This is a genomic window from Pseudorhizobium endolithicum (assembly GCF_902153245.2).
GTDB classification, from domain to species: domain Bacteria; phylum Pseudomonadota; class Alphaproteobacteria; order Rhizobiales; family Rhizobiaceae; genus Neorhizobium; species Neorhizobium endolithicum.
Genome location: NZ_CABFWF030000001.1, coordinates 19285 through 44950, shown reverse-complemented (window position 1 = coordinate 44950; position 25666 = coordinate 19285). Strand labels below are relative to the sequence as shown.

Here is a 25666-nt window from a genome sequence, read left to right as displayed (position 1 = left end):
CGGAATAAGGGAGAAGAGGATCGCCTCCTGCCACCGGGGGCCGTGTCTTGCAACAGGGCTGCGTCGTCCGGGATTGTGCCGCGGCGAATCAAGGATATGGTGCCAGCGCCGCTCGCGGCCTCGTTGGTTCATTTTCAGGGCGTAGACATGCACAAGGTCATTTTCGACACGGATCCGGGCATCGATGATGCGATGGCGCTGCTTTTCCTTCACCGGCACCCCGAGATCGATCTTATCGGCATCACCACCGTTTTCGGCAATGCCCCGATCGAACTGACGACCCGCAATGCCCTTTTCCTCAAGCAGGAGTGGGGCATTGCCGCACCCGTCGCGCAAGGCGCAGGCGTCACCTTCGATCCGTCCCGACCCGAAGGCCACTGGCCGACCTTCATCCATGGTGAAAACGGTCTCGGGGATATCGATATCCCGGAGCGCATCGATGCGCGTCCGGACGGGCGGCCCGCCTGGGAGTTCATCATCGATACGGTGCGCGCCCAGCCCGGTGAGGTGACGCTGATCGCGGTCGGGCGGATGACCAACCTCGCCCTCGCATTGAAGGCCGATCCGGATTTTGCGGCGCTGGTGAAGGAGGTCGTCGTCATGGGCGGCGCCTTCGATCTCAACGGCAATGTCAGCCCGGCGGCGGAGGCCAACATCCACGGCGATCCGGAAGCGGCGGATCTCGTCTTCACCGCGCCATGGCGGGTGACCGTGATCGGGCTCGACGTCACGCTGAAGACGGTGATGACCAGTGGCTACCTGGGTGAAATGGCGGCGTCGGGCGGCGAGGCGGTTCAGTTGCTGTCGGACATCTCGCAGTTCTATATCGAATTCTACAGGCACCGCGTGGGCGACGGCATGGTCGTGCACGACAGCTGCGCCTGCGTCTACCTCGTCGCGCCGCAGCTGTTTCAGACGCGCAGCGGGCCGGTGCGGGTCGTGTGCGGCGGTATCGCCGATGGACAGACCATCCAGAAGCCCGACGGCAAGGTGTTTCCGCCCGGCCACTGGGACGGGCATCCGAGTCAGCTGGTCTGCACCGACGTGGACGGCGATCGTGTGCTGGAAGTCATCCGCGCCGCCATCGTGGAGGGCAGGGCAGCCTGAGGGTCTTGTCCTACTGGTCGATGCCGGCGGCCTCGGCCAGTCTCTCCAGATCGGGCACGGTGATATGCCGGTTGTTCTCGATCTGGATGATGCCGTCCTTGCGGAGCTTCGTCATCTGCCGGCTGACCGTCTCGATCGTCAGGCCGAGGAAATCGGCGATGTCGGCGCGGGACAGGGGCAGTTCGAAACAGCTCCTGTCGCCTTCCGCCGGGTCGCTGTGGTTGGCGATGAGCCAGAGGAAGCTCGCCACCTTTTCCTGTGCCGTCTTCCGGCCGAGCGTCAGCATCCAGTCGCGGGCGTCGTCGAGCTCCTTCAGGGCCTGATTGTGGAGAAGGTGCCCGAGGTCGGGGGCATCGTGGATCAGGCGTTCGATCGCGCGGCGCGGGAAGACGCAGATTTCCGTATCCACCGCCGCCTCGGCGCTCATGCGGCTTTCCCCCAGGAAGGGGCGGCCCATGAAATCGGGCGCGAACTGCAGGCCGACGATCTGCTGGCGGCCGTCGGCCATCACCTTCGAAAGCTTCACGACACCGTTCAGGATGCTGCTGTAGGAGGTGATGCTTTCCCCCTGGCCGATGACCTCGTTGCCCGCTTCGACCTTCCTGCGCGACGAGTGCTTGCTCAACTCGCTCAACTGGGCGGGGGTGAGGGCGGAACACACGCCGCCATGACGCGCCTCGCAGGACCGACAGACCACGGGAATCTCCATGTGGTGCATCTGTTTGGTCTGCATGTCCATCCTATGCCGTCCCGATCATTGTCTGCAGTGGCGAAATGCCGTTGATCTTCGTCAACTCTTCATGCAGCGAATTGATTTGAATCAACATTCGCGAAATCGTCGCTGCGACACTTTGCACCTTGCCGCAGCGGAGCCGGGGGCTGTCCCTTCGCCATGCCTGGCGTCGCGAGCGAGGCGGCGGAGTGATCCGGCTTGCAACAGTGGGTCCACAAAATCGCATGCGGAACAGACGGGGATTGGCATTTGCCCCCGTTTTCCCTATGTGGAACCTGATTTGATTATCCAGAGGACATTGGCGTGACTGCTACATCCGACAAAGTTGCCGACATCATCGAGGAAACCAGCGAGATCGACCGCGAGACGATCACGCCGGAAAGCCATACCATCGACGACCTCGGTATCGACAGCCTCGATTTCCTCGACATCGTCTTTGCGATCGACAAGGAATTCGGCATCAAGATACCGCTCGAGCAGTGGACGCAGGAGGTCAACGAGGGCAAGGTGTCGACCGAGGAGTATTTCGTCCTCAAGAACCTTTGCGCCAAGATCGACGAATTGAGGGCGGCGAAGGGCTGAGACGCCGTTCCCAAGGCATGGATGCTTCTTGAATACTTCCAGATGATCGACCGGGTGGAGGCCGTCGACCTTTCCGCCAAAGTGCTGAAGGCAAGGTCGGTCGTTCCGGCAAAGAGCCCGGTCTTCGAGGGACACTTTCCCGGAATGCCGCTGGTGCCGGGGGTTCTGCTGATCGAGACGATGGCGCAGGCTTCGGGCATGCTCGTCCTTGGAGCGACGGATTTCGCCGCGATGCCGTTCCTGATGTCGGTAGACGGCGCCAAGATGCGGTCTTTCGTGGAGCCGGAAGCGGTCCTCGACATCGAGGCGTTCCTGGAGCATGAGGGATCCGGCTACGCCGTCACCAAGGCACAGATCACCTCGGCCGGCAAGAAGGTCTGCGACGCGCAGCTGAAGCTGCGCACCATGCCGTTCAGTGAAGTGCCGCTCGCCGATATCGTTCGCAAGCGTGCAGAAGAAGTCGGGCTCATGGACGCGCTTCAAGCTGGCGCGTGACCGCCGGGCAATGAGGACAGGATGAGCAAGTCTGCCAATGATGTCGTGATCACCGGAGTGGGGATCGTCACCTGTTATGGCGTAGGCAAGGAGCCGCATGTGGCGCTTCTTTCCGCGGCCGAGGCCGCGCCGCCGCGCGTCGATACCGAGCGCTTCAGGCCCTATCCGGTGCACCCGATGCCGGAAATCGACTGGTCGCAGCAGATCGCCAAGCGCGGCGACCAGCGGCAGATGGAGAACTGGCAACGCCTCGGCGTGTTTGCAGCCGGACTGGCGCTCGATGATGCGGGCCTGAAGGACGATGCCGAAGCCTGTGCGTCGATGGACATGATCGTGGCGGCGGGCGGCGGCGAGCGGGATATCAAGGTGGATTCGCTGATCGTCGACGAGGCGCTGAAGCGCAACGACCGCGAGGTGCTGCTCAACGAGAAGCTGACGACCGAGCTTCGCCCGACCCTGTTCCTTGCGCAGCTCTCCAACCTTCTTGCGGGCAATATTTCGATCGTTCACAAGGTGACCGGCTCGTCGCGAACCTTCATGGGCGAGGAAGCGGCAGGCATCTCTGCCGTCGAAACCGCATTTCATCGGATCAAGTCGGGGCAGTCGACGCACAGTCTCGTCGGCGGCGCCTTCGTCGCGGAACGCGCCGATATCATTCTGCTCGTGGAAGGCATCCGGGCGCATGCGACCGGCGCGTGGCATCCGCTCTGGCAGCGCTCCGCCGACAATGGCGGCGGCATGATCATGGGCTCGGTCGGCGCGTTCCTGGTGCTGGAATCGAGGGCGCACGCAGAAGGGCGCGGCGCGCATGTGTACGCGACGGTCGATGCCGTCGAAGGCGACCGCGGCAGCCGCGACGAGGGCAAGCTGGAGCAGCGGCTCGACCGCCTGGCCGGCCTGGCTGCGAATGCCGATCCGTCGGAGACGCTGGTGCTTTCGGGAGCCAGCGGGCTTGCCGACCCGTCGGCGCGGGAGCGGAACGTTCTGCGGCAGAAATTCGCCGGCGCGACCTTGCGCGGCTATGGCGGCGTGACCGGTCACGCCATGGAGGCGCAGTTCCCCCTTGGACTGGCGCTCGCCGCCCTTGCCCTCGACGGCGGCCTTCGCGTCCCGTCTTTCGATTCGAGCATCGAGCAGCCGATGGCGGTGCCCGCGAAACGTGCGGTGGTGACCACCGTCGGCTATACGCGCGGCGAGGGCCTGGCGGTCCTTTCACCGGAGGCGTGAGGAGACAGCAATGAGCGACAATCGCTTCAAGGATCATCTGGGCCGGCCGCTCATCGCCGTTACCGGCATGGGCGTCATCACGTCTCTCGGGCAGGGGCTTGAGGACAACTGGGCGGCGCTGACCTCCGGGACCTCCGGCATCCACAGGATCACCCGCTTCCCGACGGAAGGGCTGTCCACGCGCATCAGCGGTACGGTCGATTTCATAGCGGTGCCGGTCGACAATGCCGTCGAGCGATCCTATGCCTTCGCGCGCGAGACGACGACGGAAGCGTTGGCCCAAGCCGGCGTGTCGGGCGATTTCGAAGGACCGCTCTTCCTCGCGGCTCCACCGGTGGAGCCGGAATGGTCGGCGCGTTTTTCCCTTGCCGACCGCGCCCCGCCGTCGCAGACGGAGGGCGATGCCTATGACCGCTTCCTCGCCGCAATGCGCGAACGTCCCGATCCAGCCTTCCTGGAGGCCGTCCAGTTCGGCTCGATCTCCGAGCGCCTTTCCGACAGGTTTGGTACCCGTGGCCTGCCGGTAACGTTGTCCACCGCCTGCGCCTCCGGTGCCACGGCAATCCAACTCGGCGTCGAGGCGATCCGCCAGGGCCGCACCGACCGTTCGCTGGTGGTTGCCACCGATGGCTCGGTCAGCGCCGAAGCGCTGATCCGTTTCTCTCTCCTGTCGGCTCTCTCGACACAAAACGACCCGCCGGAAAAGGCATCGAAGCCTTTCAGCAAGGATCGCGACGGCTTCGTCATCGCCGAAGGTGCGGCCACGCTCGTTCTCGAATCGCTCGAGTCGGCGGTTGCGCGAGGCGCCAGGGTGCTCGGCATTCTCAAGGGTTGTGGCGAAAAGGCTGACCACTTCCACCGGACCCGTTCTTCTCCCGATGGCGGCCCCGCGATCGCGACGATCCGCGCGGCCCTGGAAGATGCGGGCATGGACGAAAGCGGCATCGGCTATATCAACGCCCACGGCACGTCGACTCCCGAAAACGACAAGATGGAATACGGATCCATGCTTGCCGTCTTCGGCGAGCGCCTGAAGGACATTCCAGTGTCCTCGAACAAGTCTATGATCGGACACACGCTGACGGCGGCCGGGGCCGTGGAGGCGGTGTTCTCGATCCAGACCATGTTGACGGGCACGCTTCCGCCCACGATCAACTACGTCAATCCGGATCCGGCCATCGTGCTCGACGTCGTGCCGGATACCAAGCGCGATCAGCAGGTCCATGCGGTCCTGTCGAACTCGTTCGGCTTCGGCGGGCAGAATGCCAGCCTTGTCATGACGCTGGAACCGGCTTAGAGACCGTCGCCAATCCCATCTGACGACCCGTAACGCCCTTGGGGCGGAGGAAGACCTGTTATGCGCGCTCTGCAACTGATCGACGACCGCAAGCTCGAGGCCGTGGATATTCCGGAGCCGGAGGCGCCGGGTCCCGGCGAGGTGACCCTTCGGGTCAAGGCGGTGGCGCTCAACCATATCGACGTCTGGGGCTGGCGCGGCATGGCGTTCGCAAAGCGCAAGATGCCGCTGACGATCGGGGCGGAAGCTTCCGGCGTCGTCGAGGCGATCGGCCCGGGTGTATCCAACGTCCTGCCGGGCCAGCTTGTCTCGATCTACGGCGCGCGCACCTGCGGCCTTTGCAAGCCGTGCCGCGAGAAGCGCGACAACCTCTGCGAAAACGTCTCAGGCGTGCACGGCTTCCACCTCGATGGTTTCGCGCAGGAGAAGACGAACCTGCCGGCCCGCCTCCTCGTCCCGGCGCCTCCCGGCGTCGATGCCGTCGGGGCGGCCCTGGCTCCGGTCACCTTCGGCACCGTCGAGCACATGCTGTTCGACAACGCCAAGCTGGAGCCGGGCGAGACGATTCTCGTTCATGCCGGCGGCTCCGGCATCGGTACGGCGGCGATCCAGCTCGCCAAGAAGACCGGCTGCACCGTCATCACCACCGTAGGCTCCGACGAAAAGATCGAGCGCGCCAGGGCGCTCGGCGCCGATCACGTCATCAACTACCGGACCGACCGCTTCGAAGGCGTGGTCCGCAAGCTCACGAAGAAGAAGGGCGTCGATGTCGTCTTCGAACATGTCGGCGCCGATACCTGGGCGGGGTCCATGCTGTCGCTGAAGCGGGGAGGGCGGCTCGTGACCTGCGGCTCGACTTCCGGCGTTTCCACCAGCATGAACCTGATGATGCTCTTCCAGCAGCAACTGAAGCTCCTCGGCTCCTTCGGCTGCCGGATGGAAAACATGGCCGATGCCATGCAGAAGATGGCGCGCGGCATCGTGCATCCGGTGATCGATACGGAAGTGACCTTCGGTGACATCGACCGCGCGCTGGAGCGGATGGAAACGCGGCAGGTGTTCGGCAAGATCGTCCTGCGGATGGATTGACCCGTTGAAGATGTTTCTGACGAGGATCGTGCTGGCGCTCCGGCGCTTCCAGCAATGGCTGGTGGCGCAGGCGGTCTTCGGCATCCTCAACATCCTGAAACTCTTTCCGGCGGACTCGGCGATAGGCTTCGCGGACCGGGCGGCGCGGTGGATCGGTCCGAAGCTCGCCCGTCACCGGCTGATGCTGACCAATCTGCGCAACGCCTATCCGGAGAAGACGGAGGCCGAACTGCAGCAGATCGCGCTTGCGAGCTGGGGGCATATGGGGCGCCTCGCCGCGGAATACGTCTTCCTGGACCAGCTCTTCGACTTCGATCCGGCGAGCCCGGAACCGGGGCGCATCGAGGTTTCGGGGATACCGATCTTCCTCGACCTTCGGGACAATCCGCGGCCATTCATCGTCTTCACGGCCCATACCGGCAATTTCGAGCTGCTTCCGGTCGCCGGCAACAGCTTCGGCCTGGAGGTGATGGTCCTCTTCCGGCCGCCGAACAATCCCTATATCGCCGACAAGGTCTTCGCGTTCCGCAGCGCCCGCATGGGCCAGCTGGTGCCCTCGCATGCGGGCTCGTCCTTCGCGCTTGCCCGCCGGCTGGAAGCCGGGGGAGGAGTCGGCGTGCTGGTGGACCAGAAATTCGGCCGGGGCCTGACCACCCGCTTCTTCAACCGCCCGGTGCGCACCAACCCGCTACTCGCGAAGCTCGTTCGCCAGTTCGATACCGAGGTCTATCCGGCCCGCTGCATCCGCCTGCCGGATAACCGCTTCCGGCTGGAAATCGAGCCGAGGATCGAGGTGCCGCGGGACGAGAAGGGTGCCGTCGACGTGCAGGCTACGGCGCAGATGCTGAACGACAAGGTGGAAAGCTGGGTGCGGGAGTATCCCGAGCAGTGGTTGTGGTATCATGACCGCTGGTCCATCAAGAAGACGCTGCGGGACTAGCCAGGGATCTCAACGCTCGCGCAAGCTTGCGAGGCTAGATCTGGGGCAACCGACGGGCTTTCGGGAGGAGGTTCCGGAGGCGTCGGAACATGGTCTCCGCCTGCGCGGGGAGGTGCTCGTGGAAGCGTTGATCGATCTGTTCTGGTCTAAGTACGGCAAACTTCAGGCGGCGGTGGATCAGGATGATCCTTCCGCCGTGAGCGCGCTCGACCGGGAGATCGACCCGCTCCTCCAGGCCATCTTCAGGCATCAGGTCGCCGATGCCGCAGGCATTCAGGCGCAGTTCCGGTTCGCGCTCGATCTCCTGAAGGAGGAGGCGGACGACAAGGGGTGCGTCCATCGCAATGGTCATCTCCTGCAGACGCTGGTCGAGCGTTATCTCGCGCCCCAGATCGACGTTGCCGCCACGGCTGCCGCCGGCGGTAAACCGGCGGCTCCGCCTGCGCTGCCAGGCGATGGCCCGGCAGCGCTTCTCGATCCCGTTCTCTTCGACCGGATTCCCGAGGGGATTCTCGTCGTCGCGCCGGGCTACCGCATCTTCTACACCAACGAGACGATTGCGCGGCGTACGGGATTGCCGAAGGAGCGGGTGGTCGGGAGGCATTTCGCGGATATTGCCGGCGTCCATCATTTCCAGCGCGATCTGCGGGAGCCGCTGGACCGCTGCCTTGCCGGCGAGAGCCTGTCGCTCACCTATGCCGAGGAGAGGGACGGCGGGACGGTTGTCGTCTGCTGCCGGATGTCGCCCTGTTTCTCCGACGCCAGCACCCAGATCGGTGCGCTGGTGGTCTTGCAGGAAATGGCCGATCGCCGGCGGCCGCGGGCCGGTGCCGGCTGAGCTGTCAGTTGACGAAGTCCTTCAGAAGATGGGTGCGCTCGAAGGCGATGTGACGGCGCATGCCCTCGAAGAAGCCGCGCAGCATGTAGCCGACGGCCTCGACATTGACCGGATCGTCGGAGCCGAGCTTCAGCAGCGTCTCCGTGAGCTCTTCCGCATAACCTTCATCTTCGAGATGCTCGTATCTGAGGCGTGACAGGGTCTCGCCCTGGCTGTCTGCGCCGTTTCTCTGCTGCACGCGCGGGAACAGCACCGTCTCCTCGTATCGATGCAGGGCCTGGATCATCGGCATGAGCGCCTTGGCGGCATAGATGCATTTCTGCTTGTTGACGTTGGCCGGAAGCGAATCGGCGATTTCCTCCAACTCGTCGCAGAGGGCGAGTTGCTCGGCATGGGCGCTTGCCAGCCAGGCGACCATCTCTTCGTCCGGCACAAATGCCGCGCGCGCCACGAGAATCGGTCTCTGATTTTCAGGTCTCTCGTTCATAAGCATCGCTCCCAACTCTGATGGCTCCTTCGATCCTCTGCCTTTTCATGAGGATCGCCGAGCTGACCGCCCGTTGCCTTGATCCAAATCAAGGCCGGGTTGACCGTGAGATGCCAATGGTGCCCACAATCGCAAAGGTCTGGCTTCCGAGATTCGCGTGGCCACGACACGAGTACGAGATGCAAACACGCCGTTGGGGGATGTCCAACATGAACTACACTATTGAAACGATGGCGTTGGCTGTCGGTGCATTCCTTGCGTTGCTGGGAGTGGCCTTCGCCCACGACAGTCTTTTCGCTGCCCATATGTGGGTGCTTTTCTTCGCCCTGTTCGCCGGCACCGTCATCATGGTGCGGCGGGTCAGCTTCGCTCCCGTCACCTTGGCCCAGAAGGCTGCCCGTGAATCGGAGTATATGGACGAGGTCGTCAAGTACGGCGTCATCGCGACGATGTTCTGGGGCGTCGTCGGCTTTCTCGTCGGCGTCATCGTGGCCCTGCAACTGGCCTTCCCGGACCTCAACATCGAGCCCTGGCTGAATTTCGGCCGAACGCGTCCGCTTCACACCTCCGCCGTGATCTTTGCCTTCGGCGGCAATGCCTTGATCGCGACGTCCTTCCACGTGGTCCAGCGCACCTCCCGCGCGCGCCTCTTCGGTGGAAACCTTCCCTGGTTCGTCTTCTGGGGGTATCAGCTGTTCATCGTGATGGCTGCCACCGGCTACCTGCTGGGCATCACCCAGAGCAAGGAATATGCGGAGCCGGAATGGTACGTCGACCTCTGGCTGACCATCGTCTGGGTGGCCTACCTCGTCGTGTTCCTCGGCACGATCCTGAAGCGCAAGGAACCCCACATCTACGTGGCCAACTGGTTCTACCTGGCCTTCATCGTCACGATCGCGATGCTGCACATCGTCAACAATCTGGCGATCCCGGTCTCCTTCCTCGGCTCCAAGAGCTACTCGGCGTTCTCGGGCGTCCAGGACGCGCTGACGCAATGGTGGTACGGCCACAATGCCGTCGGCTTCTTCCTCACCGCCGGCTTCCTCGGCATGATGTATTATTTCATCCCGAAGCAGGTGAACCGCCCGGTCTATTCCTACCGGCTGTCGATCATTCACTTCTGGGCCCTGATCTTCATGTATATCTGGGCCGGTCCGCACCATCTTCACTACACGGCGCTGCCGGACTGGGCGCAGACGCTCGGCATGGTCTTCTCGGTCATGCTCTGGATGCCTTCCTGGGGCGGCATGATCAACGGCCTGATGACGCTCTCGGGCGCCTGGGACAAGATCCGCACCGACCCGATCGTGCGCATGATGGTGATCGCCGTTGCCTTCTACGGCATGGCGACCTTCGAAGGCCCGATGATGTCGGTCAAGGCGGTCAACTCGCTCAGCCACTACACGGACTGGACCATCGGTCACGTGCATTCGGGCGCCCTCGGCTGGAACGGCATGATCACCTTCGGTGCGCTGTACTACCTCGTTCCGAAGCTGTGGAACCGCGACCGCCTCTACAGCATCCAGCTCGTCAACTGGCACTTCTGGCTCGCCACGCTCGGCATCGTCGTCTACGCGGCGGTCATGTGGGTGGCCGGCGTCCAGCAGGGGCTGATGTGGCGCGAATACGACGACCAGGGCTTCCTCGTCTACTCGTTCGCGGAGTCCGTCGCGGCCATGTTCCCGTACTACGTGCTGCGTGCGGTCGGTGGCGCCATGTTCCTCGCCGGCGCGGTGATCATGGCCTTCAACATCACAATGACAATCCTCGGCTATGAGCGGCGCGAGAAGGTCCCGGGTGCTGCAGCACCGGCGGCCCTCCAGCCGGCCGAATAAGGAGCGGATCCATGGCTCTTCTGGACAAACACAAATTTGTCGAACGCAACGCGACCCTGCTGCTGGTCGGCTCCCTCTTCGTGGTGTCGATCGGCGGGATCGTCGAGATCGTGCCGCTCTTCTACCTGGAGAACACGATCGAGAAGGTCGAGGGAATGCGGCCCTATTCGCCGCTCGAACTGGCCGGCCGCAATATCTACATCCGCGAAGGGTGCTATGTCTGTCACAGCCAGATGATCCGCCCCTTCCGCGACGAGGTGGAGCGCTACGGGCACTACAGCCTGGCGGCGGAATCCATGTACGACCATCCGTTCCAGTGGGGATCGAAGCGGACGGGGCCCGACCTTGCCCGCGTCGGCGACCGCTATTCCAATGAATGGCATGTCCAGCACCTGATCGAGCCGCGCTCGGTCGTACCGGAATCGGTTATGCCGAGCTACGCCTTCCTGAAGGAGACGCCGCTGGAGGTGACGAATGTTGCCATGGAACTCCAGGCGAACCGCACGGTCGGCGTCCCCTACAGCGACGAGATGCTGGAGAACGCCGAGGCCGATCTCAAGGCCCAGGCCGATCCCAATGCGGATACGTCAGGGGTCAGCGAACGCTACCCGAAGGCGAAGATCGGCGATTTCGACGGCAATGCCGCCGAACTGACCGAGATGGATGCGCTCGTCGCCTATCTGCAGATGCTCGGCACCCTGGTCGACTTCTCGACCTATGACGACGCCGCCGGCTACCGCTGAGGAGGTTGAGATGGAAGTCTACACCGCACTCCGCCAGTTCGCCGATAGCTGGGCCCTGCTTGCCATGACCCTGTTCTTCATCGGCGTCGTCCTTTTCACCCTGCGCCCGGGCGCCAAGGCTCTTGCAAAAGATGCCGCCCAGATCCCTCTGAAGGAGGATTGAGAGATGGCGGACAAGCATATCGACGAAATCAGCGGCGTTGAAACCACCGGCCACGAGTGGGACGGCATCCGCGAACTGAACAACCCCATGCCGCGCTGGTGGGTCTGGACCTTCTACGCGACCATTGTCTGGGCGGTGGGGTATACGATCCTCTATCCGGCCTGGCCGCTGGTGAACGAGGCGACGAGGGGTGTCCTGAACTACTCGACCCGCGCCGAGCTCGCGGGCGAACTGGAAGGAGCCAGGATCGCTCAGGGTGGCATCATGGAGAAGATCTCCAAGGTCTCGCTGGAGGAAATCCTGGCGGACCCGCAGCTCGCCCAGTTCGCCACCGCCGGCGGCGCCTCCGCCTTCCGCGTCAACTGCGTCCAGTGCCATGGCACCGGGGCTGCCGGAGGTCAGGGCTATCCCAACCTGAACGATGACGAATGGCTGTGGGGCGGCGATATCAACGCCATCTACCAGACCATCGCCCACGGCATCCGCGACAGTGTCGATCCCGACACCCGCATCTCCGAAATGCCGGCGTTCATGGACATCCTGCAGCCGGAGGAAGTCCGTCAGGTGGCGGCCTACGTCGTCAGCCTGAGCGGCACGCCCCGCGACGCGTCGATGGTCGAACCGGGCAAGCAGCTCTATGCCGACAACTGCGCCTCCTGCCACGGCGAGAATGGCGAGGGAATGCGGGATTTCGGGGCTCCGAACCTGGCCGATGCCATCTGGCTGAAAGTCGAGGGTGAAGCCGGTATCGCGCAGCAGATCCAGGCACCGCGTCACGGCGTCATGCCGGCCTGGAACGCCCGCCTCAGCAACGAGACGGTCAAGCAGCTCGCCGTCTACGTTCATTCGCTGGGCGGCGGCGAATAAGAACGCCGATAGGATAGGAGGCCGCGTCGGGGCAACCCGGCGCGGCCTTTTCAATGCTTACCGGTCGGACCAGACGCCGAGTTCGTAACCCTCCGGGTCCACGAAGTGGAAACGTCGTCCGCCGGGGAAGGAGAAGATCGGGCGGGAGATGCTGCCCCCGGCTTTTTCAACCCGCGAGAGCGTTTCCTCCAGGTCTGCTGCAAAGAGGATGACCAGCGGTCCTCCCTTCGGCGTCACGGTGTGGGTCCTGGCAAAGCCTCCGCTCAGGCGGCCGTCGCGGAACTCGCAGTAGTCCGGGCCATAATCGGTGAAGGTCCAGGCGAAGGCTTCTCCGTAAAATTGCTTCGCCCCTTCGATGTCCTTCACGTTCATCTCTATATAGTCGATCTTCTGGTCGGCCTCGCTGGGAGCCATGGTTTTCTCCTGATTAAGTCGTCCTGCTAGTCACGTGTCCAGATCGACGTGTCGATCTTGCCAGCAAGCTCCGGATAGTCGGCGGCGTGGAAAACCGGAACCTCCCCCGCCCTTCGCTGCGCAAAGTAGTCCGCCGTCAGCTTCGCCACCGTGCCCGACAGCAGGACGATTGCGATCAGGTTGATCGTCGCCATCAACCCCATGGATGCGTCGGCTGCGTTGAACACGGTCGTGACCGTCTCGTAGGCCCCCCAGACGACCATCAGCAGCACCGCGCTGCGGAGAAGGACAATTCCCAGGCCTGTTCCGGCGCCGAGGAACGTCATGGCGTTCTCGGCATAGGAGTAGTTGCCGATGATCGAGGTGAAGGCGAAAAAGAAGATGGCAATGGCGACGAAGTAGGAGCCGAAGCCGCCGAGATGCTCGTCCATGGCCGCCTGCGTCAGTTGCGTGCCGGTGACGCCGCTGTCGGGTACGAGGGCGCTGGAGAGCAGGATCATGATGGCCGTGGCGGTGCAGACGAGAATGGTATCGATGAAGACGCCGAGCGCCTGAACGAAGCCCTGGGAGGAAGGGTGGTGAGGCTCGGGCGTAGCGACGGCTGCAATGTTCGGCGCCGAACCCATGCCGGCCTCGTTGGAGAAAAGCCCCCGTTTCACGCCATTCAACATCGCGGCCATGATGCCGCCGGTGGTACCGCCTGCCGCCTCCTGCCAACCGAAGGCGCTCGCGAAGATGCTGCCGAGGATCGCCGGAACCTCCGACCAATTGATGATCAGTACGTAGATCGCCGCGAGCAGGTAGGCTCCTGCCATGAAGGGCACGATGAATTCCGCCACCCGTGCGATCTGGCGGATGCCGCCGAAGATGACGATGCCGGCCAATAGGGCGACCACCAAGCCCACGCCGAGCTTCGGCACACCGAAGGCTCCTTCCATCGCGTCGGCAATCGAGTTGGCTTGAACGGCATTGAAGACGAGGCCGAAGGAGAGGATGAGGCAGACGGAGAAGATGCCGCCGGCCCAGGGTGCTCGCAGGCCGCGTGCGATGTAGAAGGCCGGGCCGCCGCGATACATGCCTTCGGCGTTCTTCACCTTGTAGAGCTGAGCCAGCGCGCTCTCGGAATAGGCGGTGGCCATCCCGAGCAGTGCCACCATCCACATCCAGAAGATGGCTCCCGGACCGCCGAGATAGAGAGCGACGGCGACACCCGCGATATTGCCGGTGCCGACTCGCGACGCGAGGCTGACGGTGAGTGCCTGGAACGGGCTGATGCCCGCCTTGTCCTCGGTCGGGCTACCCCGCAGCACGCGGAACATTTCGCCGAAATGCAGGATCTGGATGAGCCGCAAACGGATCGTGAAATAGAGCCCGATGGCAAGCAGCCCGTAGACCAGCACGTATTCCCAGAGGATCAGGTTCAGGACATCGATTATTGCGGACATTCACCTCTCCCAGTGCAGATGGAACATCGCATATGGTAGGGCGGCCGCGCCAATAAGAAAGTCACGGGCTCTGCCGGTCATTCCGTTTCCAGGAGCGACCTCAGGGTGGAGAGGTCGCTTCTGATCGCGGCAGCATCCGCCGCGAAGGCGGCATCGTCCATGCCAGGCTGGCGAATGAGGGTGAACATGACTTCGGCGCCATCGCCGTTGGGGACGACGCGCAGCGCATTGTGGACAACTGTGCCGTCAGGCAGGGTCACGTCGTGGTCGATCACGCCAAACCCGTTCGGCGGCGCAAACCTCACCCGGATGTCACCGAGAGGGCCGCCGTCGCCGATCCATTCGTCGCCTTCCTGCCGCAGTCCCGCGGCGAGCCCGGCAGCCCAGTGCGCCATGTTCTGCGGTTGCCGGGCGTATTCGTAAACCTCCCGCCATTCCCTGTTGATGGTCGTGTGGATGATCTCGACCTGATCTGCTGCCAAGGATGTCCTCCGGTCTCTGGCCTGCGACAATGAGCGCGGCGGCTCCGTGTCGGAACTTGATTTATGTCAAGGATACTTGCCCGCCCAGGTGGGAAAAGGCAGGCACAGAAGTAGGACTGCGCCATGAATCTTTACACCGCCAAGAATATCGAAGCGACCGGAGATGTCCATCAGGCTTCCGCCACCGACGCGGCAAAGTCCGATGGTCCGCTTTACGAAGCCCGCAAGAAGATCTTTCCGAAGCGGGCGGAAGGCCGCTTCCGGCGCTTCAAATGGCTGGTGATGCTGATCACGCTCGGCATCTACTACCTGACGCCGTGGGTCCGGTGGGACCGGGGACCGTACGCGCCCGACCAGGCCGTGCTGGTCGACCTCGCCAACCGCCGATTCTACTTCTTCTTCATCGAGATCTGGCCGCAGGAGTTCTTTTTCGTAGCGGGCCTTCTCGTCATGGCCGGCTTCGGTTTGTTCCTCGTCACCTCGGCAGTCGGCCGCGCCTGGTGCGGCTATGCCTGTCCCCAGACGGTCTGGGTCGATCTCTTTCTCGTCGTCGAACGCTGGGTGGAGGGCGACCGCAATGCGCGCATGAAGCTCGACGCCGGTCCCTGGACCCTGGAGAAGATCCGCAAGCGCGTCTTGAAGCACGCCATCTGGCTCGCCATCGCGGTCGCGACCGGCGGCGCCTGGATCTTCTATTTCGCCGATGCCCCGACGCTGGCCTATGACTTCGTGACCGGCAATGCCGCCTTCATCGCCTATTCGACGGTCGGCATTCTCACGGCAACCACCTATGTGTTCGGCGGACTGATGCGCGAACAGGTCTGCATCTACATGTGCCCGTGGCCGCGCATCCAGGCCACCATGCTCGACGACAACTCGCTGGTCGTGACCTATAACGACTGGCGCGGCGAGCCGCGGACGAAGCATGCCAAGAAGGCGGCCGCCGCGGGCCAACCCGTCGGCGACTGCGTCGATTGCGATGCCTGCGTCGCCGTCTGTCCCATGGGAATCGACATCCGCGATGGCCAGCAGATGGCCTGCATCACCTGCGCGCTCTGCATCGATGCCTGCGACAGCGTCATGGACAAGATCGGCAAGCCGCGGGGCCTGATCGCCTATGCGACCCTCAACGAATACGATGCCAACATGGCGCTCGCCACCGACAACGGCACGGCCCCGATCAACCCGGACCGCGTTCGCGATGCGGACGGCTCCTTCGTTGACAAGGTCCGCCACTTCGACTGGCGCATCATCTTCCGGCCGCGCACGCTGCTCTACATGGGGGTCTGGACGGCTGTCGGAATCGGCCTGCTGGTGGCGCTCCTCAGCCGCGACCGGCTGGAGGTCAACGTCATCCACGACCGCAATCCGCAATATGTCCTGGAATCGGACGGCTCGATCCGCAACGGGTACACAATTCGCCTCTTGAACATGATCCCCGAACCGCGCACCATCCTCCTGTCTCTGGACGGGCTGCCGGAGGCCACGATGAAGATCAATGGCCTCACCAGCGAAGACGACCGGCAGTTCGCGATCTCGGTCGATCCCGACAAGGCGACCGCGCTGAAGGTATTCGTCACCCTGCCGGCCGACGCCCTGCCGGACGGCAGCGATGGTTTCAGTTTCGTGGCCGAGGATCGTTCCAGCCACGAGCGTGACCGCTATGATGCAACTTTCTACGCGCCGGAGGGAAAGAAATGAGTTCGACCGACCGCAAGGGCTTCGTCTTCACCGGCTGGCACATGATCGGCGTCATGTGCCTGTTCTTCGGGACGATCATCTCGGTGAACTTCTACATGGCCTGGCAGGCGACCCACACCTGGAGCGGACTGGTGGTGAAGAACACCTACATCGCCAGCCAGGAGTTCAATGGCAAGGTGGCCGAGGCGAGGGCACTCGCCGCGAGCGGCATTGCCGGCACGCTCGACATCGACGGCTCCGATATCCGCTACCGGCTCGTTGATGCCTCGGAAAAGGCCGTGGCGGCGGATGGCGTCACGCTCAGCTTCAAGCGGCCCGTCGGTGAGGATCAGGATTTCGACCTGTCGCTTCAGCCGCAGGGGGAAGGGACCTTCGCGGCACGCCATGATCTTGCCGGCGGAACATGGATCGTCGAGGTCGAGGCGGTGAAGGAGGGCAGGCGTATCCTGCACCACACGCAGCGGATTTCGGTTGCCGGAGAAGCAAGATGACCACCTGCTGCGCTCCCGGCACAGAAGGAGCGGTGGAACTTGAACGCCTGAGCCACGCCCTCCCGTCGACGGAAGAACTCGTTCTTTCGAGCCGGCAGGTGCAGCCGGGCCTGCGGCAGACGGACCTCAGTGTCCCCGGCGTCCATTGCGGCACCTGCATCACGACGATCGAGAAGGCACTCCAGGCGCTTCCCGAAGTGGAGCGGGCGCGGGTAAATCTCTCCACGAAGCGGGTATCGGTGGTCTGGAAGGAAACCGTCGACGGGCGGAAGACGGACCCGCTGGACCTGGTCCAGACCATCCATCGCGCAACCGGCTATGACGCTCATCTGTTTTCGAACGCCGAAGATGCCGGCGACAGGCTGCAGCGCGATCTGATCCGGGCGGTTGCCGTCTCCGGTTTCGCCGCCGCCAACATCATGCTTTTGTCGGTTTCCGTGTGGTCTGGGGCCGAGGCCTCGACTCGCGACCTCTTCCACTGGATCTCGGCGATGATCGCGGCGCCCGCGCTCGTCTATGCCGGCCGTTTCTTCTACCAGTCCGCCTGGAACGCCGTCCGGCACGGACGCACCAACATGGACGTGCCGATCGCGCTCGCCATCACGCTTTCCTATGCCGTCTCCCTCTGGGAAACCATGCATCACGGCCAGCATGCGTGGTTCGATGCGACGGTCTCGCTTCTGTTCTTCCTGCTCATCGGTCGCACGCTCGATCACGTGATGCGCGACAGGGCGCGCGCCGCGATCAGCGGCCTCGCACGCCTGTCACCCCGCGGCGCGATGGTTCTTGCCGGGGACGGCGGGCGGGAATACCGGCCGATCGAGGAGGTCCGCCCCGGCGACCGTCTGATGATCGCAGCGGGCGAGCGCATCCCGGTGGACGGGATGGTGGAGAGCGGCAGCAGCGATTTCGATCTTTCGATCGTCAACGGCGAAAGCGCACCCGCCGTGGCCGGTCCGGGGGATGCTGTTCAGGGCGGCGTCCTGAACATGACCGGCTCGCTCGTCATCCGCGCGACGGCGGCGGCCAGGGACTCCTTCCTGGCGGAGGTCATCTCCCTAATGGAAGCCGCCGAAGGGGGCAGGGCGCGCTATCGCCGGATTGCCGACCGCGCGGCACAGCTCTATTCGCCGGCGGTGCACCTTTTGGCCATCGTCGCCTTCGTCTGCTGGGGAATATTCGGAGGGGACTGGAAACAGGCGATGCTGATCGCCATCGCCGTTCTCATCATCACCTGCCCCTGCGCGCTGGGGCTTGCCGTGCCGGTCGTCCAGGTCGTTGCGGCGGGTCGGCTGTTCAAGAACGGCATCATGGTGAAGGACGGTTCGGCGATGGAACGTCTCGCGGAGGTGGATGCGATCATGTTCGACAAGACGGGAACGCTGACGCTCGGCCGGCCGCGTCTTGTCGACGGGCAGGACATCGATCCGGGCTATCTCGCACTCGCCGGCGGCCTTGCAATGCATTCCCGCCATCCGCTGTCCCAGGCGCTCTACCGGAGCGCTTCCGGTTCCGCCGCCCGCTTTGCGGGAGTATCGGAACTCCCTGGGCAGGGACTGGAGGTGTCGACCGGGGAGGGCGTCTATCGTCTCGGGAACCGCCGTTTTGCGGGCGGAGGTGCCGTTCCGTCTGCCGAATTGTCGGAAGTCGTCCTGTCGCTCGACGGAGAGGAGCTCCAGAGCTTCCTCTTCGAGGATGCCTTGCGTCCGGATGCCGCTGCGGCTGTCGCAGGGCTTGATGCTGCGGGCTTTGCGACCGGCATTCTGTCGGGGGATCGCGCGCCTGTCGTCAAGGCGCTCGCCCGCCGACTCGGCGTCTCACTATGGAAGGCTGAACTCTCTCCGCGCGACAAGGTCGATGCGGTTGCGGAGCTCGATTGCGCCGGTACCAAGGTCCTGATGGTCGGCGACGGCATCAACGATGCGCCGGCGCTGGCGGCCGCGCATGTCTCCATCGCGCCCGCCACGGCGGCCGATGTCGGCCGCCAGGCGGCGGATTTCGTCTTCATGCACGACAGCCTCAACGCCGTGCCGTTGGCCATCGAGGTGTCGCGGCGGGCAGGGCGCCTGATCCGCCAGAATTTCGCGCTCGCCATCGGCTACAACGTGATTGCCGTGCCGATCGCGCTCGCCGGCTATGCGACGCCTCTGATTGCCGCCGTCGCCATGTCGACGTCGTCGATCATCGTGGTGGCCAATGCGCTGCGGCTGAATAGGCTGGCCGGCGTGGAGAGGAAACTGTCGGTGCCGGCAGCATCGAGGCCGGTTGCGGTGGAGGCGCGCCTGGCATGAACATGCTGGTCTATCTGATCCCGATTGCGCTCTTCCTCGGAGGACTGGGGCTTCTCGCCTTCCTCTGGTCCCTGAAAAGCGGCCAGTATGACGATCTGGATGGCGCGGCCTGGAGGGCCATTGACGATGACGATGATCGTCCAGCTGTCTGACAAGCGGATGATATTCTCTATTTGATCGGTCCAGCCTTGCCGTTTGCGATTTGCGGTGCCAAAACAGCCGCCAATCGCAAATGGAGGCACATCCGTGGAACAGGCAGAAATCGGCCTTATCGGGCTCGGCGTCATGGGCTCGAACCTCTCGCTCAACATCGCCGAAAAGGGCAACCGCATTGCGGTCTTCAACCGCAGCCCGGAGGCCACGCGGAAGTTCTTCGCCGAGGCCGGCGATTTGCAGGGCCAGATCGTTCCTTGCGAGACGCTGGAGCAGTTCGTCGCTTCGATCCGTCCGCCGCGGCCGATCATCATCATGATCAAGGCGGGCGATCCGGTCGATCAGCAGATGGAGGCTCTCAAGCCCTACCTTTCCGCCGGCGACATCATGATCGACGCCGGCAATGCCAATTTCCGCGACACGATGCGCCGCTTCGACACCTTGAAAGACTCGGGCCTGACCTTCATCGGCATGGGTGTCTCCGGGGGCGAGGAAGGCGCACGCCATGGCCCGTCGATCATGGTCGGCGGTACGCAGGAGAGCTGGAAGCGCGTCGAGAAGGTGCTGACCTCCATCTCTGCCAAGTTCAACGATGACCCCTGCGTTGCGTGGCTCGGCGAAAACGGCGCCGGCCATTTCGTGAAGACCATCCACAACGGCATCGAATATGCCGACATGCAGATGATCGCCGAGATCTACGGCATCCTGCGTGACGGCCTCGGCATGAGCGCCCAGGAAATCGGGGAGGTATTCGGCCGCTGGAACAAGGGACGTCTCAACTCCTATCTCATCGAGATCACGGAGAAGGTACTGAAAGCCTCCGATCCGGTCACGGGAAAGCCGATGGTCGACATGATCGTCGACCGCGCCGGCCAGAAAGGCACCGGCAAGTGGTCGGTGATCGAGGCGCAGAACATGGGCGTCGCCGCGACCGCCATCGAGGCCGCCGTCGCCGGCCGCATTCTCTCGTCACAGAAGGGCGAGCGCGAGGCTGCCGAGAAGATCCTCGGCCTGCCGGCCCTTGCCGAAGCGCCGAAGGATCGCGAAGCCTTCCTCGCGGACCTTGAGAATGCGCTTCTTGCGGCAAAGATCGGTGCCTATGCGCAGGGCTTCGCCGTGATGTCGGCAGCTTCCACCGAATTCGGCTGGAACCTGCCGATGCCGACGATCGCCCGCATCTGGCGCGCCGGCTGCATCATCCGCTCCCAGTTCCTCGACGAGATCACCTCGGCCTTCACCAGGGATCCGGACGTCAACCTGATCGTCACTCCGGCCTTCGCGCAGATGGTCAAGGAGACGGACGGAGCGCTGCGCCGCGTCGTTTCCTATGCCGTGCTTTCGGGACTGCCGGCGCCGGCCCTCTCGTCCGCGCTGGCCTATTTCGATGCCTATCGGCGCGGGCGAGGCACCGCCAACCTGATCCAGGCGCAGCGAGACTTCTTCGGCGCCCATGGTTTCGAACGGGTGGACGGCCTCGACCGTCCGCACGGGCCGTGGGGCAGCGGGCTCAACCAGGACTGACTTGTCAGAAGCATCATGAAAACCCGCCCTTGTAGCGGGTTTTTCATGTGCCGAGGCAAGTAAGGCCTACGGGCCCTGCCAGGTCGCTGCCTAGTCCTGCGGCCCCACCGTCGACCATGTCGGCTTGCTGATGCTCTGGAGCAGTTCGGGTGCGACGCCGTCGATCCTCGCGATCACGGCCTTCGCCAGTTCGCGTCCCGATTGCCGCACATCCTCGTTCACCGTGTAGATCTCGGGGCGGATCCAGTTGAGGAATTCCGCAGACTGCTTCGAGACGAGATCGGCATCCTTCCCCAGTTGTTTGCCCGCCGCCTCGATGCCCGCGACGAGCGCGATGGTCGAACTGCCGCTGATGGAGATGATGCCGTCGGGAGCATTGACGGAGCGCATCAGCGTTTCGGCATAGGCCCGAATATCGCCGAGCGGAGTTTCCGTCGAAATCCGGCCCATGGAAACTTCCGTCAGGCCGAAGTCCGCAAGGCCGCGCTCGAAGCCCGTGCGGCTGTGCAGGTAGAAGGAGAGGGTGGCGGGTGGCGGCAGAAAGGCGATCCGTCGGCGGCCCTTGGAGGCCAGCTTGGCCACCGCCTCGTAGACGAATGCCTCGTTGTCGAAGTCGTGGAAGGGATGGACGATCCCCATGTCGGTTCGTCCGTGGGTCGCGAACGGCATGTTGCGCTCGGTCATCAGCCGGACCCGCGGATCGTCTGGAGCGATGCGGGAGATGATGACCCCGTCTGCCGACGCCGTATCCAGGATGTAGCGCACGGGAACCATCGGGTCCTTCTGGTGCGAATGCGGCGTCAGGACCAGATGGTACTGCGTCCCGGCCAGAACCTCCGAAATGCCGAACACCATCTGGCTGGTGAAGCCCATCAGCTCTTCCTCGATGCTGAGGACAAGGGCGATGACGTTGGTCTTGCCGGTCCGGAGGCGGACGCCGGCGCGGTTGGGCTGGTAGCCGAGCTGGTTGGCGACCAGCCGAACCCGCTCCTTGGTTTCCGTCCCGATATCGGGCGCGTCCTTCAATGCGCGAGACACGGTGGTGATGCCAAGGCCCGTCATGTAGGCGATCGTCTTGAGCGTCGGTCGATCTCCCGCCGCCAACGGTGATTTCGCTGCTCTCGTTGTGCTGCTGTCGTCCATGCCCTGCCGCTATCCGAATCCGGTCCCGACTATAGATGTCTTAGCCGCGACTGGAAACGGATGCCTCCTCCATCTGCCGGTGTGTCAGGCATCAAAACTGAAACGATACAGGAGAGTTGTCGAGCGAAATTTTGCAGCCGATGTCCAAACTGCTTCGACGAGGCGAACCAGCCGGTTGCGAATGGGATTTTTGCAGAAGCAAAATGCCCGCCTTGGGCGGTGTGAAAAATGGCGTTGATTATCAGACATATGATGGACTTTTCTTCAACTTCGGCGCTGCACCATCCTTCTGCCTGGAGCCTGTTATGCGAGGTCCTGTCATTTTTTCGGCCCGACCCGGTTGCGCGTGTGCCGGCTTTGACATAGCTTTTTACTGCATCGTTTCAGTGAGGGAGGAGACTCATGAATATTCGTGCATTTGCAGCCGCATTGGCGGCAACCGCCGTGCTGCCGCTCGGTCTCGCCAAGGCCGCCGATCTGGAAGTGACCCATTGGTGGACTTCCGGCGGCGAGGCTGCTGCCGTCGCCGAATTCGCCAAGGCGTTCGACGCCACCGGCAACAAATGGGTGGACGGCGCGATCGCCGGGGGTGGCAGCACCGCGCGCCCGATCATGATCAGCCGCATCACCGGCGGCGATCCGATGGGCGCGACGCAGTTCAACCATGGCCGTCAGGCGCAGGAACTGGTCGAGGCAGGGCTGATGCGCGACCTCACGGCGGTTGCCGAGAAGGGCAAGTGGAAAGAGGTCATCAAGCCGGCCAGCCTGCTCGAAAGCTGCACGATCGACGGCAAGATCTACTGCGTGCCGGTGAACATCCATTCCTGGCAGTGGCTCTGGCTCAACAACGAAGCCTTCGAGAAGGCCGGCGTTCCCGTTCCCAAGGACTGGAACGAGTTCGTCGCCGCCGGTCCGAAGCTGAAGGAGGCCGGTATCCATCCGCTGGCGCTCGGCGGCCAGCCCTGGCAGGCGAACGGCCTGTTCGACACCCTGCTCCTGGCGCTCGGCGGTAAGGAGCTGCACGAGAAGGTCTATGTGGAGAAGGATGCCGAGTCCGCCGCCGGTCCGGAGGTCAAGAAGATCTTCGACGCCGCGGCCCAGGCGCGTGAACTGTCTATCGGCACCAATGTGCAGGACTGGAACCAGGCGACGAACATGGTGATCACCGGCAAGGCTGCTGGGCAGGTCATGGGCGACTGGGCGCAAGGTGAGTTCCAGATTGCCGGCAAGGTGGCGGGCAAGGACTACAGCTGCCTTCCGGGCCTTGGCGTCAGCCAGTATATCACCACCGGCGGCGATGCCTTCTATTTCCCCGTCCTCGAGGACGAGGAGGGATCGAAGGCGCAGGACGCGCTGGCCGAAGTGCTGGTCGCGCCGGAAACCCAGGTTGCCTTCAACCTCAAGAAGGGATCACTGCCGATCCGGGGCGACGTTGATCTGGCGACGGCCAACGACTGCATGAAGAAGGGCCTGGAGATCGTCGCCCAGGGCAACGCGCTCACCAGCACCGACCAGTTGCTCTCGCCTGACTCGCAAAGCCAGAAGCAGGACCTGATGACGGAGTTCTTCTCCAGCACCTCGATGACTCCCGAGGCGGCTCAGGAGCGCTTCGCCGAGATCATCTCCTCGGCCGACTAATCCCAAGCGACCGCGGCCGGCCGGCGTTCCTTCGGAGGGCGCCGGCCGGTGGAACGGCTTTGCGGCCGGTTGCCGCCGACGCCTTTTGCGGCGGCCACCGTCCCCATGCCGCGCCCCGTTCGAGGAGGATCGAGACATGACAGGTCACGCGCCTGCCAAACGCCCCAACCAGCTCTTCCGCAATCTGACCGCCAAGATTGCATCCATTCCGATGATCCTGATCGCGCTCGGGATTTTCCTCGGTGGTTCGCTCTGGACCGTCGTCTACTCGTTCACCAATTCCAAGCTCCTGCCGCGGGCCAGCTTTGTCGGCTTCGACCAGTTCGAGCGGCTGTGGTCCTCCTCGCGGTGGATCATCTCGATCCAGAACCTGGCGATCTACGGCATCCTGTCCTTGATCTTCAGCATGGTGATCGGCTTCCTGCTGGCGGCGCTGATGGACCAGAAGATCCGTTTCGAGAACACGTTCCGCACCATCTTCCTCTATCCGTTCGCGCTGTCCTTCATCGTCACCGGCCTGGTCTGGCAGTGGATCCTCAATCCCGAATTCGGCATCCAGGGCATCGTCCGTTCGCTCGGATGGGAAAGCTTCAGCTTCGATCCGCTCTACAATGCCGACATCGTCATCTACGGCATCCTGATCGCCGGGCTATGGCAGGGAACGGGGCTCGTGATGTGCCTGATGCTCGCCGGCCTGCGCGGCATCGATGAGGACATCTGGAAGGCGGCGCGCGTCGACGGCATCCCGATGTGGCGGACCTATCTCTTCATCGTCATCCCGATGATGCGGCCGGTCTTCATCACGACGCTCGTCATCATCGCCAGCGGCATCGTCAAGGTCTACGACCTCGTGGTGGCCCAGACGAGCGGCGGCCCGGGCAATGCTTCCGAAGTCCCGGCCAAATACGTCTACGACTACATGTTCCAGGCCCAGAACCTCGGTCAGGGCTTCGCGGCGTCGACCATGATGCTGCTCACCGTTGCGATCATCATCATCCCGTGGGCCTATCTCGAATTCGGAGGGAAGAAGCGTGGCTAACATCTCCACCCTCAACACCACCGCGGCCGGTTTCGATGCCGTGTCCGATCAGGTCGCGAGCGGCCCGCGCGGCAGAAAGCCCCGTCGCACGCTCTCGCCCCGCAACATCATGCTCTACGGCACGCTCTTCGTTTTCGCGCTCTACTACCTTCTGCCGCTCTACGTGATGGTCGTGACCTCGCTCAAGGGTATGCCCGAAGTGCGCATGGGCAACATCTTCTCGCCGCCCATGGAAATCACCTTCGAGCCCTGGGTGAAAGCCTGGGCCGAAGCCTGCACAGGCCTCAACTGCGACGGACTGTCGCGCGGCTTCTGGAATTCGGTCCGCATTCTGGTGCCGTCGGTCGTCGTGTCCATCGCGGTCGCCTCGGTCAGCGGCTATGCGCTCGCCAACTGGCGCTTCAAGGGCTCGGAGTTCTACTTCTCCATCCTCATCATCGGCGCCTTCATTCCCTATCAGGTAATGCTCTATCCGGTGGTCATCGCGCTGCGCGAGATCGGCGTCTACGGGACGCTCACGGGCCTCGTCATCGTCCATACGATCTTCGGCATGCCGATCCTGACGCTGCTCTTCCGCAACTATTTCGCCTCGCTTCCGGTGGAGCTGTTCAAGGCTGCGCGCATCGATGGTGCCGGATTCTGGCAGATCTACTTCCGCATCATGCTGCCCATGTCGCTGCCGATCTTCGTCGTCGCGATGATCCTGCAGGTGACAGGCATCTGGAATGACTTCCTGTTCGGCGTCGTGTTCACGCGGCCTGACGTCTACCCGATGACGGTCCAGCTCAACAACATCGTCAACTCCGTCCAGGGAGTGAAGGAATACAATGTCAACATGGCCGCGACGCTTCTGACGGGGGCGGTTCCGCTGATCGTCTACTTCCTGTCCGGCCGGCTTTTCGTCCGCGGCATCGCCGCAGGTGCAGTGAAGGGGTGAGACTTTCC

Annotated in this window: 26 protein-coding genes; 20 read left to right on the top strand and 6 right to left on the bottom strand. The window is 63.4% G+C overall.

What is annotated here, in order from left to right:
* Nucleotides 1-147: 147 nt before the first annotated feature.
* Nucleotides 148-1107: a nucleoside hydrolase gene (locus RTCK_RS00235; RefSeq protein WP_142590700.1), complete on the top strand. Its 960-nt coding sequence runs from the start codon at nucleotides 148-150 to the stop codon at nucleotides 1105-1107.
* A gap of 10 nt (nucleotides 1108-1117) precedes the next feature.
* Here RTCK_RS00235 and RTCK_RS00230 read toward each other — a convergent pair whose 3' ends face one another.
* A complete protein-coding gene (locus RTCK_RS00230; protein WP_142590698.1) occupies nucleotides 1118-1846 on the bottom strand; it encodes a Crp/Fnr family transcriptional regulator in 729 nt (242 codons plus the stop codon).
* A 297-nt stretch (nucleotides 1847-2143) separates the two neighbouring features.
* Between RTCK_RS00230 and RTCK_RS00225 the strand changes: the two genes are divergently transcribed.
* The 7 genes from RTCK_RS00225 (at nucleotide 2144) to RTCK_RS00195 (ending at nucleotide 8308) form a co-directional block, all read left to right on the top strand.
* A complete protein-coding gene (locus RTCK_RS00225) occupies nucleotides 2144-2422 on the top strand; it encodes an acyl carrier protein (protein ID WP_185927854.1) in 279 nt (92 codons plus the stop codon).
* A 21-nt stretch (nucleotides 2423-2443) separates the two neighbouring features.
* On the top strand, nucleotides 2444-2917 hold the full coding sequence (locus RTCK_RS00220; RefSeq protein WP_142590693.1) for a 3-hydroxyacyl-ACP dehydratase FabZ family protein: 474 nt from the start codon (nucleotides 2444-2446) through the stop codon (nucleotides 2915-2917).
* A 21-nt stretch (nucleotides 2918-2938) separates the two neighbouring features.
* Nucleotides 2939-4144, top strand: coding sequence for a beta-ketoacyl-ACP synthase (locus RTCK_RS00215; RefSeq protein WP_142590691.1), 1206 nt, complete (start codon nucleotides 2939-2941; stop codon nucleotides 4142-4144).
* 10 nt (nucleotides 4145-4154) lie between these two features.
* Nucleotides 4155-5441 (top strand): beta-ketoacyl-ACP synthase, encoded by a 1287-nt coding sequence (locus tag RTCK_RS00210; protein ID WP_142590689.1) that lies wholly within the window; start codon nucleotides 4155-4157, stop codon nucleotides 5439-5441.
* Nucleotides 5442-5501: 60 nt separating this feature from the next.
* Nucleotides 5502-6530 carry a zinc-binding dehydrogenase gene (locus RTCK_RS00205; protein WP_142590688.1) on the top strand — a complete coding sequence of 343 codons (1029 nt, stop codon included), beginning with the start codon at nucleotides 5502-5504 and terminating at the stop codon, nucleotides 6528-6530.
* Between the two features lie 4 nt (nucleotides 6531-6534).
* Nucleotides 6535-7470 carry a lipid A biosynthesis lauroyl acyltransferase gene (locus RTCK_RS00200; protein ID WP_142590687.1) on the top strand — a complete coding sequence of 312 codons (936 nt, stop codon included), beginning with the start codon at nucleotides 6535-6537 and terminating at the stop codon, nucleotides 7468-7470.
* Between the two features lie 118 nt (nucleotides 7471-7588).
* Nucleotides 7589-8308 carry a PAS domain-containing protein gene (locus RTCK_RS00195; RefSeq protein WP_185927853.1) on the top strand — a complete coding sequence of 240 codons (720 nt, stop codon included), beginning with the start codon at nucleotides 7589-7591 and terminating at the stop codon, nucleotides 8306-8308.
* Between the two features lie 4 nt (nucleotides 8309-8312).
* On the opposite strand, the gene RTCK_RS00190 is transcribed toward RTCK_RS00195, so the two are convergent.
* Entirely contained in the window at nucleotides 8313-8795 is a 483-nt protein-coding gene (locus tag RTCK_RS00190) for a hemerythrin domain-containing protein (RefSeq protein ID WP_235988426.1), read from the bottom strand.
* Between the two features lie 209 nt (nucleotides 8796-9004).
* Here RTCK_RS00190 and ccoN point away from each other — a divergent pair, with 209 nt between their 5' ends.
* The 4 genes from ccoN to ccoP are packed head-to-tail and all read left to right on the top strand — an operon-like array spanning nucleotide 9005 to nucleotide 12403.
* The gene (gene ccoN / locus RTCK_RS00185) at nucleotides 9005-10630 is read left to right on the top strand and encodes a cytochrome-c oxidase, cbb3-type subunit I (RefSeq protein WP_142590685.1); all 1626 of its coding nucleotides are present in this window, start codon (nucleotides 9005-9007) and stop codon (nucleotides 10628-10630) included.
* An 11-nt stretch (nucleotides 10631-10641) separates the two neighbouring features.
* Nucleotides 10642-11373, top strand: a complete 732-nt coding sequence (ccoO, locus tag RTCK_RS00180; protein WP_142590684.1) for a cytochrome-c oxidase, cbb3-type subunit II — start codon at nucleotides 10642-10644, stop codon at nucleotides 11371-11373.
* Nucleotides 11374-11383: 10 nt separating this feature from the next.
* Nucleotides 11384-11536: a cbb3-type cytochrome c oxidase subunit 3 gene (locus RTCK_RS00175; protein ID WP_142590683.1), complete on the top strand. Its 153-nt coding sequence runs from the start codon at nucleotides 11384-11386 to the stop codon at nucleotides 11534-11536.
* Nucleotides 11537-11539: 3 nt separating this feature from the next.
* A complete protein-coding gene (gene ccoP, locus RTCK_RS00170) occupies nucleotides 11540-12403 on the top strand; it encodes a cytochrome-c oxidase, cbb3-type subunit III (RefSeq protein WP_142590682.1) in 864 nt (287 codons plus the stop codon).
* 57 nt (nucleotides 12404-12460) lie between these two features.
* On the opposite strand, the gene RTCK_RS00165 is transcribed toward ccoP, so the two are convergent.
* From RTCK_RS00165 to RTCK_RS00155, 3 genes are all read right to left on the bottom strand, one after another.
* The gene (locus RTCK_RS00165; protein WP_142590681.1) at nucleotides 12461-12817 is read right to left on the bottom strand and encodes a VOC family protein; all 357 of its coding nucleotides are present in this window, start codon (nucleotides 12815-12817) and stop codon (nucleotides 12461-12463) included.
* A gap of 26 nt (nucleotides 12818-12843) precedes the next feature.
* The gene (locus RTCK_RS00160) at nucleotides 12844-14262 is read right to left on the bottom strand and encodes an alanine/glycine:cation symporter family protein (protein ID WP_142590680.1); all 1419 of its coding nucleotides are present in this window, start codon (nucleotides 14260-14262) and stop codon (nucleotides 12844-12846) included.
* A gap of 77 nt (nucleotides 14263-14339) precedes the next feature.
* Nucleotides 14340-14744 (bottom strand): SRPBCC family protein, encoded by a 405-nt coding sequence (locus tag RTCK_RS00155; protein ID WP_142590679.1) that lies wholly within the window; start codon nucleotides 14742-14744, stop codon nucleotides 14340-14342.
* A gap of 123 nt (nucleotides 14745-14867) precedes the next feature.
* On the opposite strand from RTCK_RS00155, the gene ccoG reads away from it, so the two are divergent.
* The 5 genes from ccoG (at nucleotide 14868) to gndA (ending at nucleotide 20901) form a co-directional block, all read left to right on the top strand.
* Nucleotides 14868-16445: a cytochrome c oxidase accessory protein CcoG gene (gene ccoG / locus RTCK_RS00150; RefSeq protein ID WP_142590678.1), complete on the top strand. Its 1578-nt coding sequence runs from the start codon at nucleotides 14868-14870 to the stop codon at nucleotides 16443-16445.
* On the top strand, nucleotides 16442-16936 hold the full coding sequence (locus tag RTCK_RS00145) for a FixH family protein (protein ID WP_142520478.1): 495 nt from the start codon (nucleotides 16442-16444) through the stop codon (nucleotides 16934-16936). Before ccoG ends, RTCK_RS00145 begins: the two co-directional genes overlap by 4 nt.
* A complete protein-coding gene (locus RTCK_RS00140; RefSeq protein ID WP_142590677.1) occupies nucleotides 16933-19227 on the top strand; it encodes a cation-translocating P-type ATPase in 2295 nt (764 codons plus the stop codon). The genes RTCK_RS00145 and RTCK_RS00140 overlap by 4 nt, the downstream gene beginning before the upstream one ends.
* Nucleotides 19224-19379: a cbb3-type cytochrome oxidase assembly protein CcoS gene (gene ccoS / locus RTCK_RS00135; protein ID WP_142520480.1), complete on the top strand. Its 156-nt coding sequence runs from the start codon at nucleotides 19224-19226 to the stop codon at nucleotides 19377-19379. Before RTCK_RS00140 ends, ccoS begins: the two co-directional genes overlap by 4 nt.
* A 94-nt stretch (nucleotides 19380-19473) precedes the next feature.
* A complete protein-coding gene (gene gndA / locus RTCK_RS00130) occupies nucleotides 19474-20901 on the top strand; it encodes an NADP-dependent phosphogluconate dehydrogenase (RefSeq protein ID WP_142590675.1) in 1428 nt (475 codons plus the stop codon).
* A 90-nt stretch (nucleotides 20902-20991) separates the two neighbouring features.
* Here the strand turns inward: gndA and RTCK_RS00125 are convergent, their stop codons facing one another.
* Complete coding sequence (locus RTCK_RS00125; protein ID WP_142590672.1) at nucleotides 20992-22044, bottom strand: LacI family transcriptional regulator; 1053 nt, start codon at nucleotides 22042-22044, stop codon at nucleotides 20992-20994.
* A 402-nt stretch (nucleotides 22045-22446) separates the two neighbouring features.
* Between RTCK_RS00125 and RTCK_RS00120 the strand changes: the two genes are divergently transcribed.
* From RTCK_RS00120 to RTCK_RS00110, 3 genes are all read left to right on the top strand, one after another.
* Complete coding sequence (locus RTCK_RS00120; protein WP_142590670.1) at nucleotides 22447-23682, top strand: ABC transporter substrate-binding protein; 1236 nt, start codon at nucleotides 22447-22449, stop codon at nucleotides 23680-23682.
* Nucleotides 23683-23818: 136 nt separating this feature from the next.
* Nucleotides 23819-24721: a carbohydrate ABC transporter permease gene (locus RTCK_RS00115; RefSeq protein WP_142590668.1), complete on the top strand. Its 903-nt coding sequence runs from the start codon at nucleotides 23819-23821 to the stop codon at nucleotides 24719-24721.
* A complete protein-coding gene (locus RTCK_RS00110; RefSeq protein ID WP_142590666.1) occupies nucleotides 24714-25658 on the top strand; it encodes a carbohydrate ABC transporter permease in 945 nt (314 codons plus the stop codon). Before RTCK_RS00115 ends, RTCK_RS00110 begins: the two co-directional genes overlap by 8 nt.
* The last annotated feature ends 8 nt before the right edge of the window (nucleotides 25659-25666 follow it).

Excerpts from the sequence above, each read along its gene's own strand:
- RTCK_RS00235 (WP_142590700.1), top strand. The coding sequence starts at position 148 with ATGCACAAGGTCATTTTCGACACGGATCCGGGCATCGATGATGCGATG.
- RTCK_RS00230 (WP_142590698.1), bottom strand. The coding sequence starts at position 1,846 with ATGGACATGCAGACCAAACAGATGCACCACATGGAGATTCCCGTGGTC.
- RTCK_RS00220 (WP_142590693.1), top strand. The coding sequence starts at position 2,444 with ATGCTTCTTGAATACTTCCAGATGATCGACCGGGTGGAGGCCGTCGAC.
- RTCK_RS00215 (WP_142590691.1), top strand. The coding sequence starts at position 2,939 with ATGAGCAAGTCTGCCAATGATGTCGTGATCACCGGAGTGGGGATCGTC.
- RTCK_RS00210 (WP_142590689.1), top strand. The coding sequence starts at position 4,155 with ATGAGCGACAATCGCTTCAAGGATCATCTGGGCCGGCCGCTCATCGCC.
- RTCK_RS00205 (WP_142590688.1), top strand. The coding sequence starts at position 5,502 with ATGCGCGCTCTGCAACTGATCGACGACCGCAAGCTCGAGGCCGTGGAT.
- RTCK_RS00190 (WP_235988426.1), bottom strand. The coding sequence starts at position 8,795 with ATGAACGAGAGACCTGAAAATCAGAGACCGATTCTCGTGGCGCGCGCG.
- ccoN (WP_142590685.1), top strand. The coding sequence starts at position 9,005 with ATGAACTACACTATTGAAACGATGGCGTTGGCTGTCGGTGCATTCCTT.
- ccoO (WP_142590684.1), top strand. The coding sequence starts at position 10,642 with ATGGCTCTTCTGGACAAACACAAATTTGTCGAACGCAACGCGACCCTG.
- RTCK_RS00175 (WP_142590683.1), top strand. The coding sequence starts at position 11,384 with ATGGAAGTCTACACCGCACTCCGCCAGTTCGCCGATAGCTGGGCCCTG.
- ccoP (WP_142590682.1), top strand. The coding sequence starts at position 11,540 with ATGGCGGACAAGCATATCGACGAAATCAGCGGCGTTGAAACCACCGGC.
- RTCK_RS00165 (WP_142590681.1), bottom strand. The coding sequence starts at position 12,817 with ATGGCTCCCAGCGAGGCCGACCAGAAGATCGACTATATAGAGATGAAC.
- RTCK_RS00160 (WP_142590680.1), bottom strand. The coding sequence starts at position 14,262 with ATGTCCGCAATAATCGATGTCCTGAACCTGATCCTCTGGGAATACGTG.
- ccoG (WP_142590678.1), top strand. The coding sequence starts at position 14,868 with ATGAATCTTTACACCGCCAAGAATATCGAAGCGACCGGAGATGTCCAT.
- RTCK_RS00145 (WP_142520478.1), top strand. The coding sequence starts at position 16,442 with ATGAGTTCGACCGACCGCAAGGGCTTCGTCTTCACCGGCTGGCACATG.
- RTCK_RS00140 (WP_142590677.1), top strand. The coding sequence starts at position 16,933 with ATGACCACCTGCTGCGCTCCCGGCACAGAAGGAGCGGTGGAACTTGAA.
- ccoS (WP_142520480.1), top strand. The coding sequence starts at position 19,224 with ATGAACATGCTGGTCTATCTGATCCCGATTGCGCTCTTCCTCGGAGGA.
- RTCK_RS00125 (WP_142590672.1), bottom strand. The coding sequence starts at position 22,044 with ATGGACGACAGCAGCACAACGAGAGCAGCGAAATCACCGTTGGCGGCG.
- RTCK_RS00120 (WP_142590670.1), top strand. The coding sequence starts at position 22,447 with ATGAATATTCGTGCATTTGCAGCCGCATTGGCGGCAACCGCCGTGCTG.
- RTCK_RS00115 (WP_142590668.1), top strand. The coding sequence starts at position 23,819 with ATGACAGGTCACGCGCCTGCCAAACGCCCCAACCAGCTCTTCCGCAAT.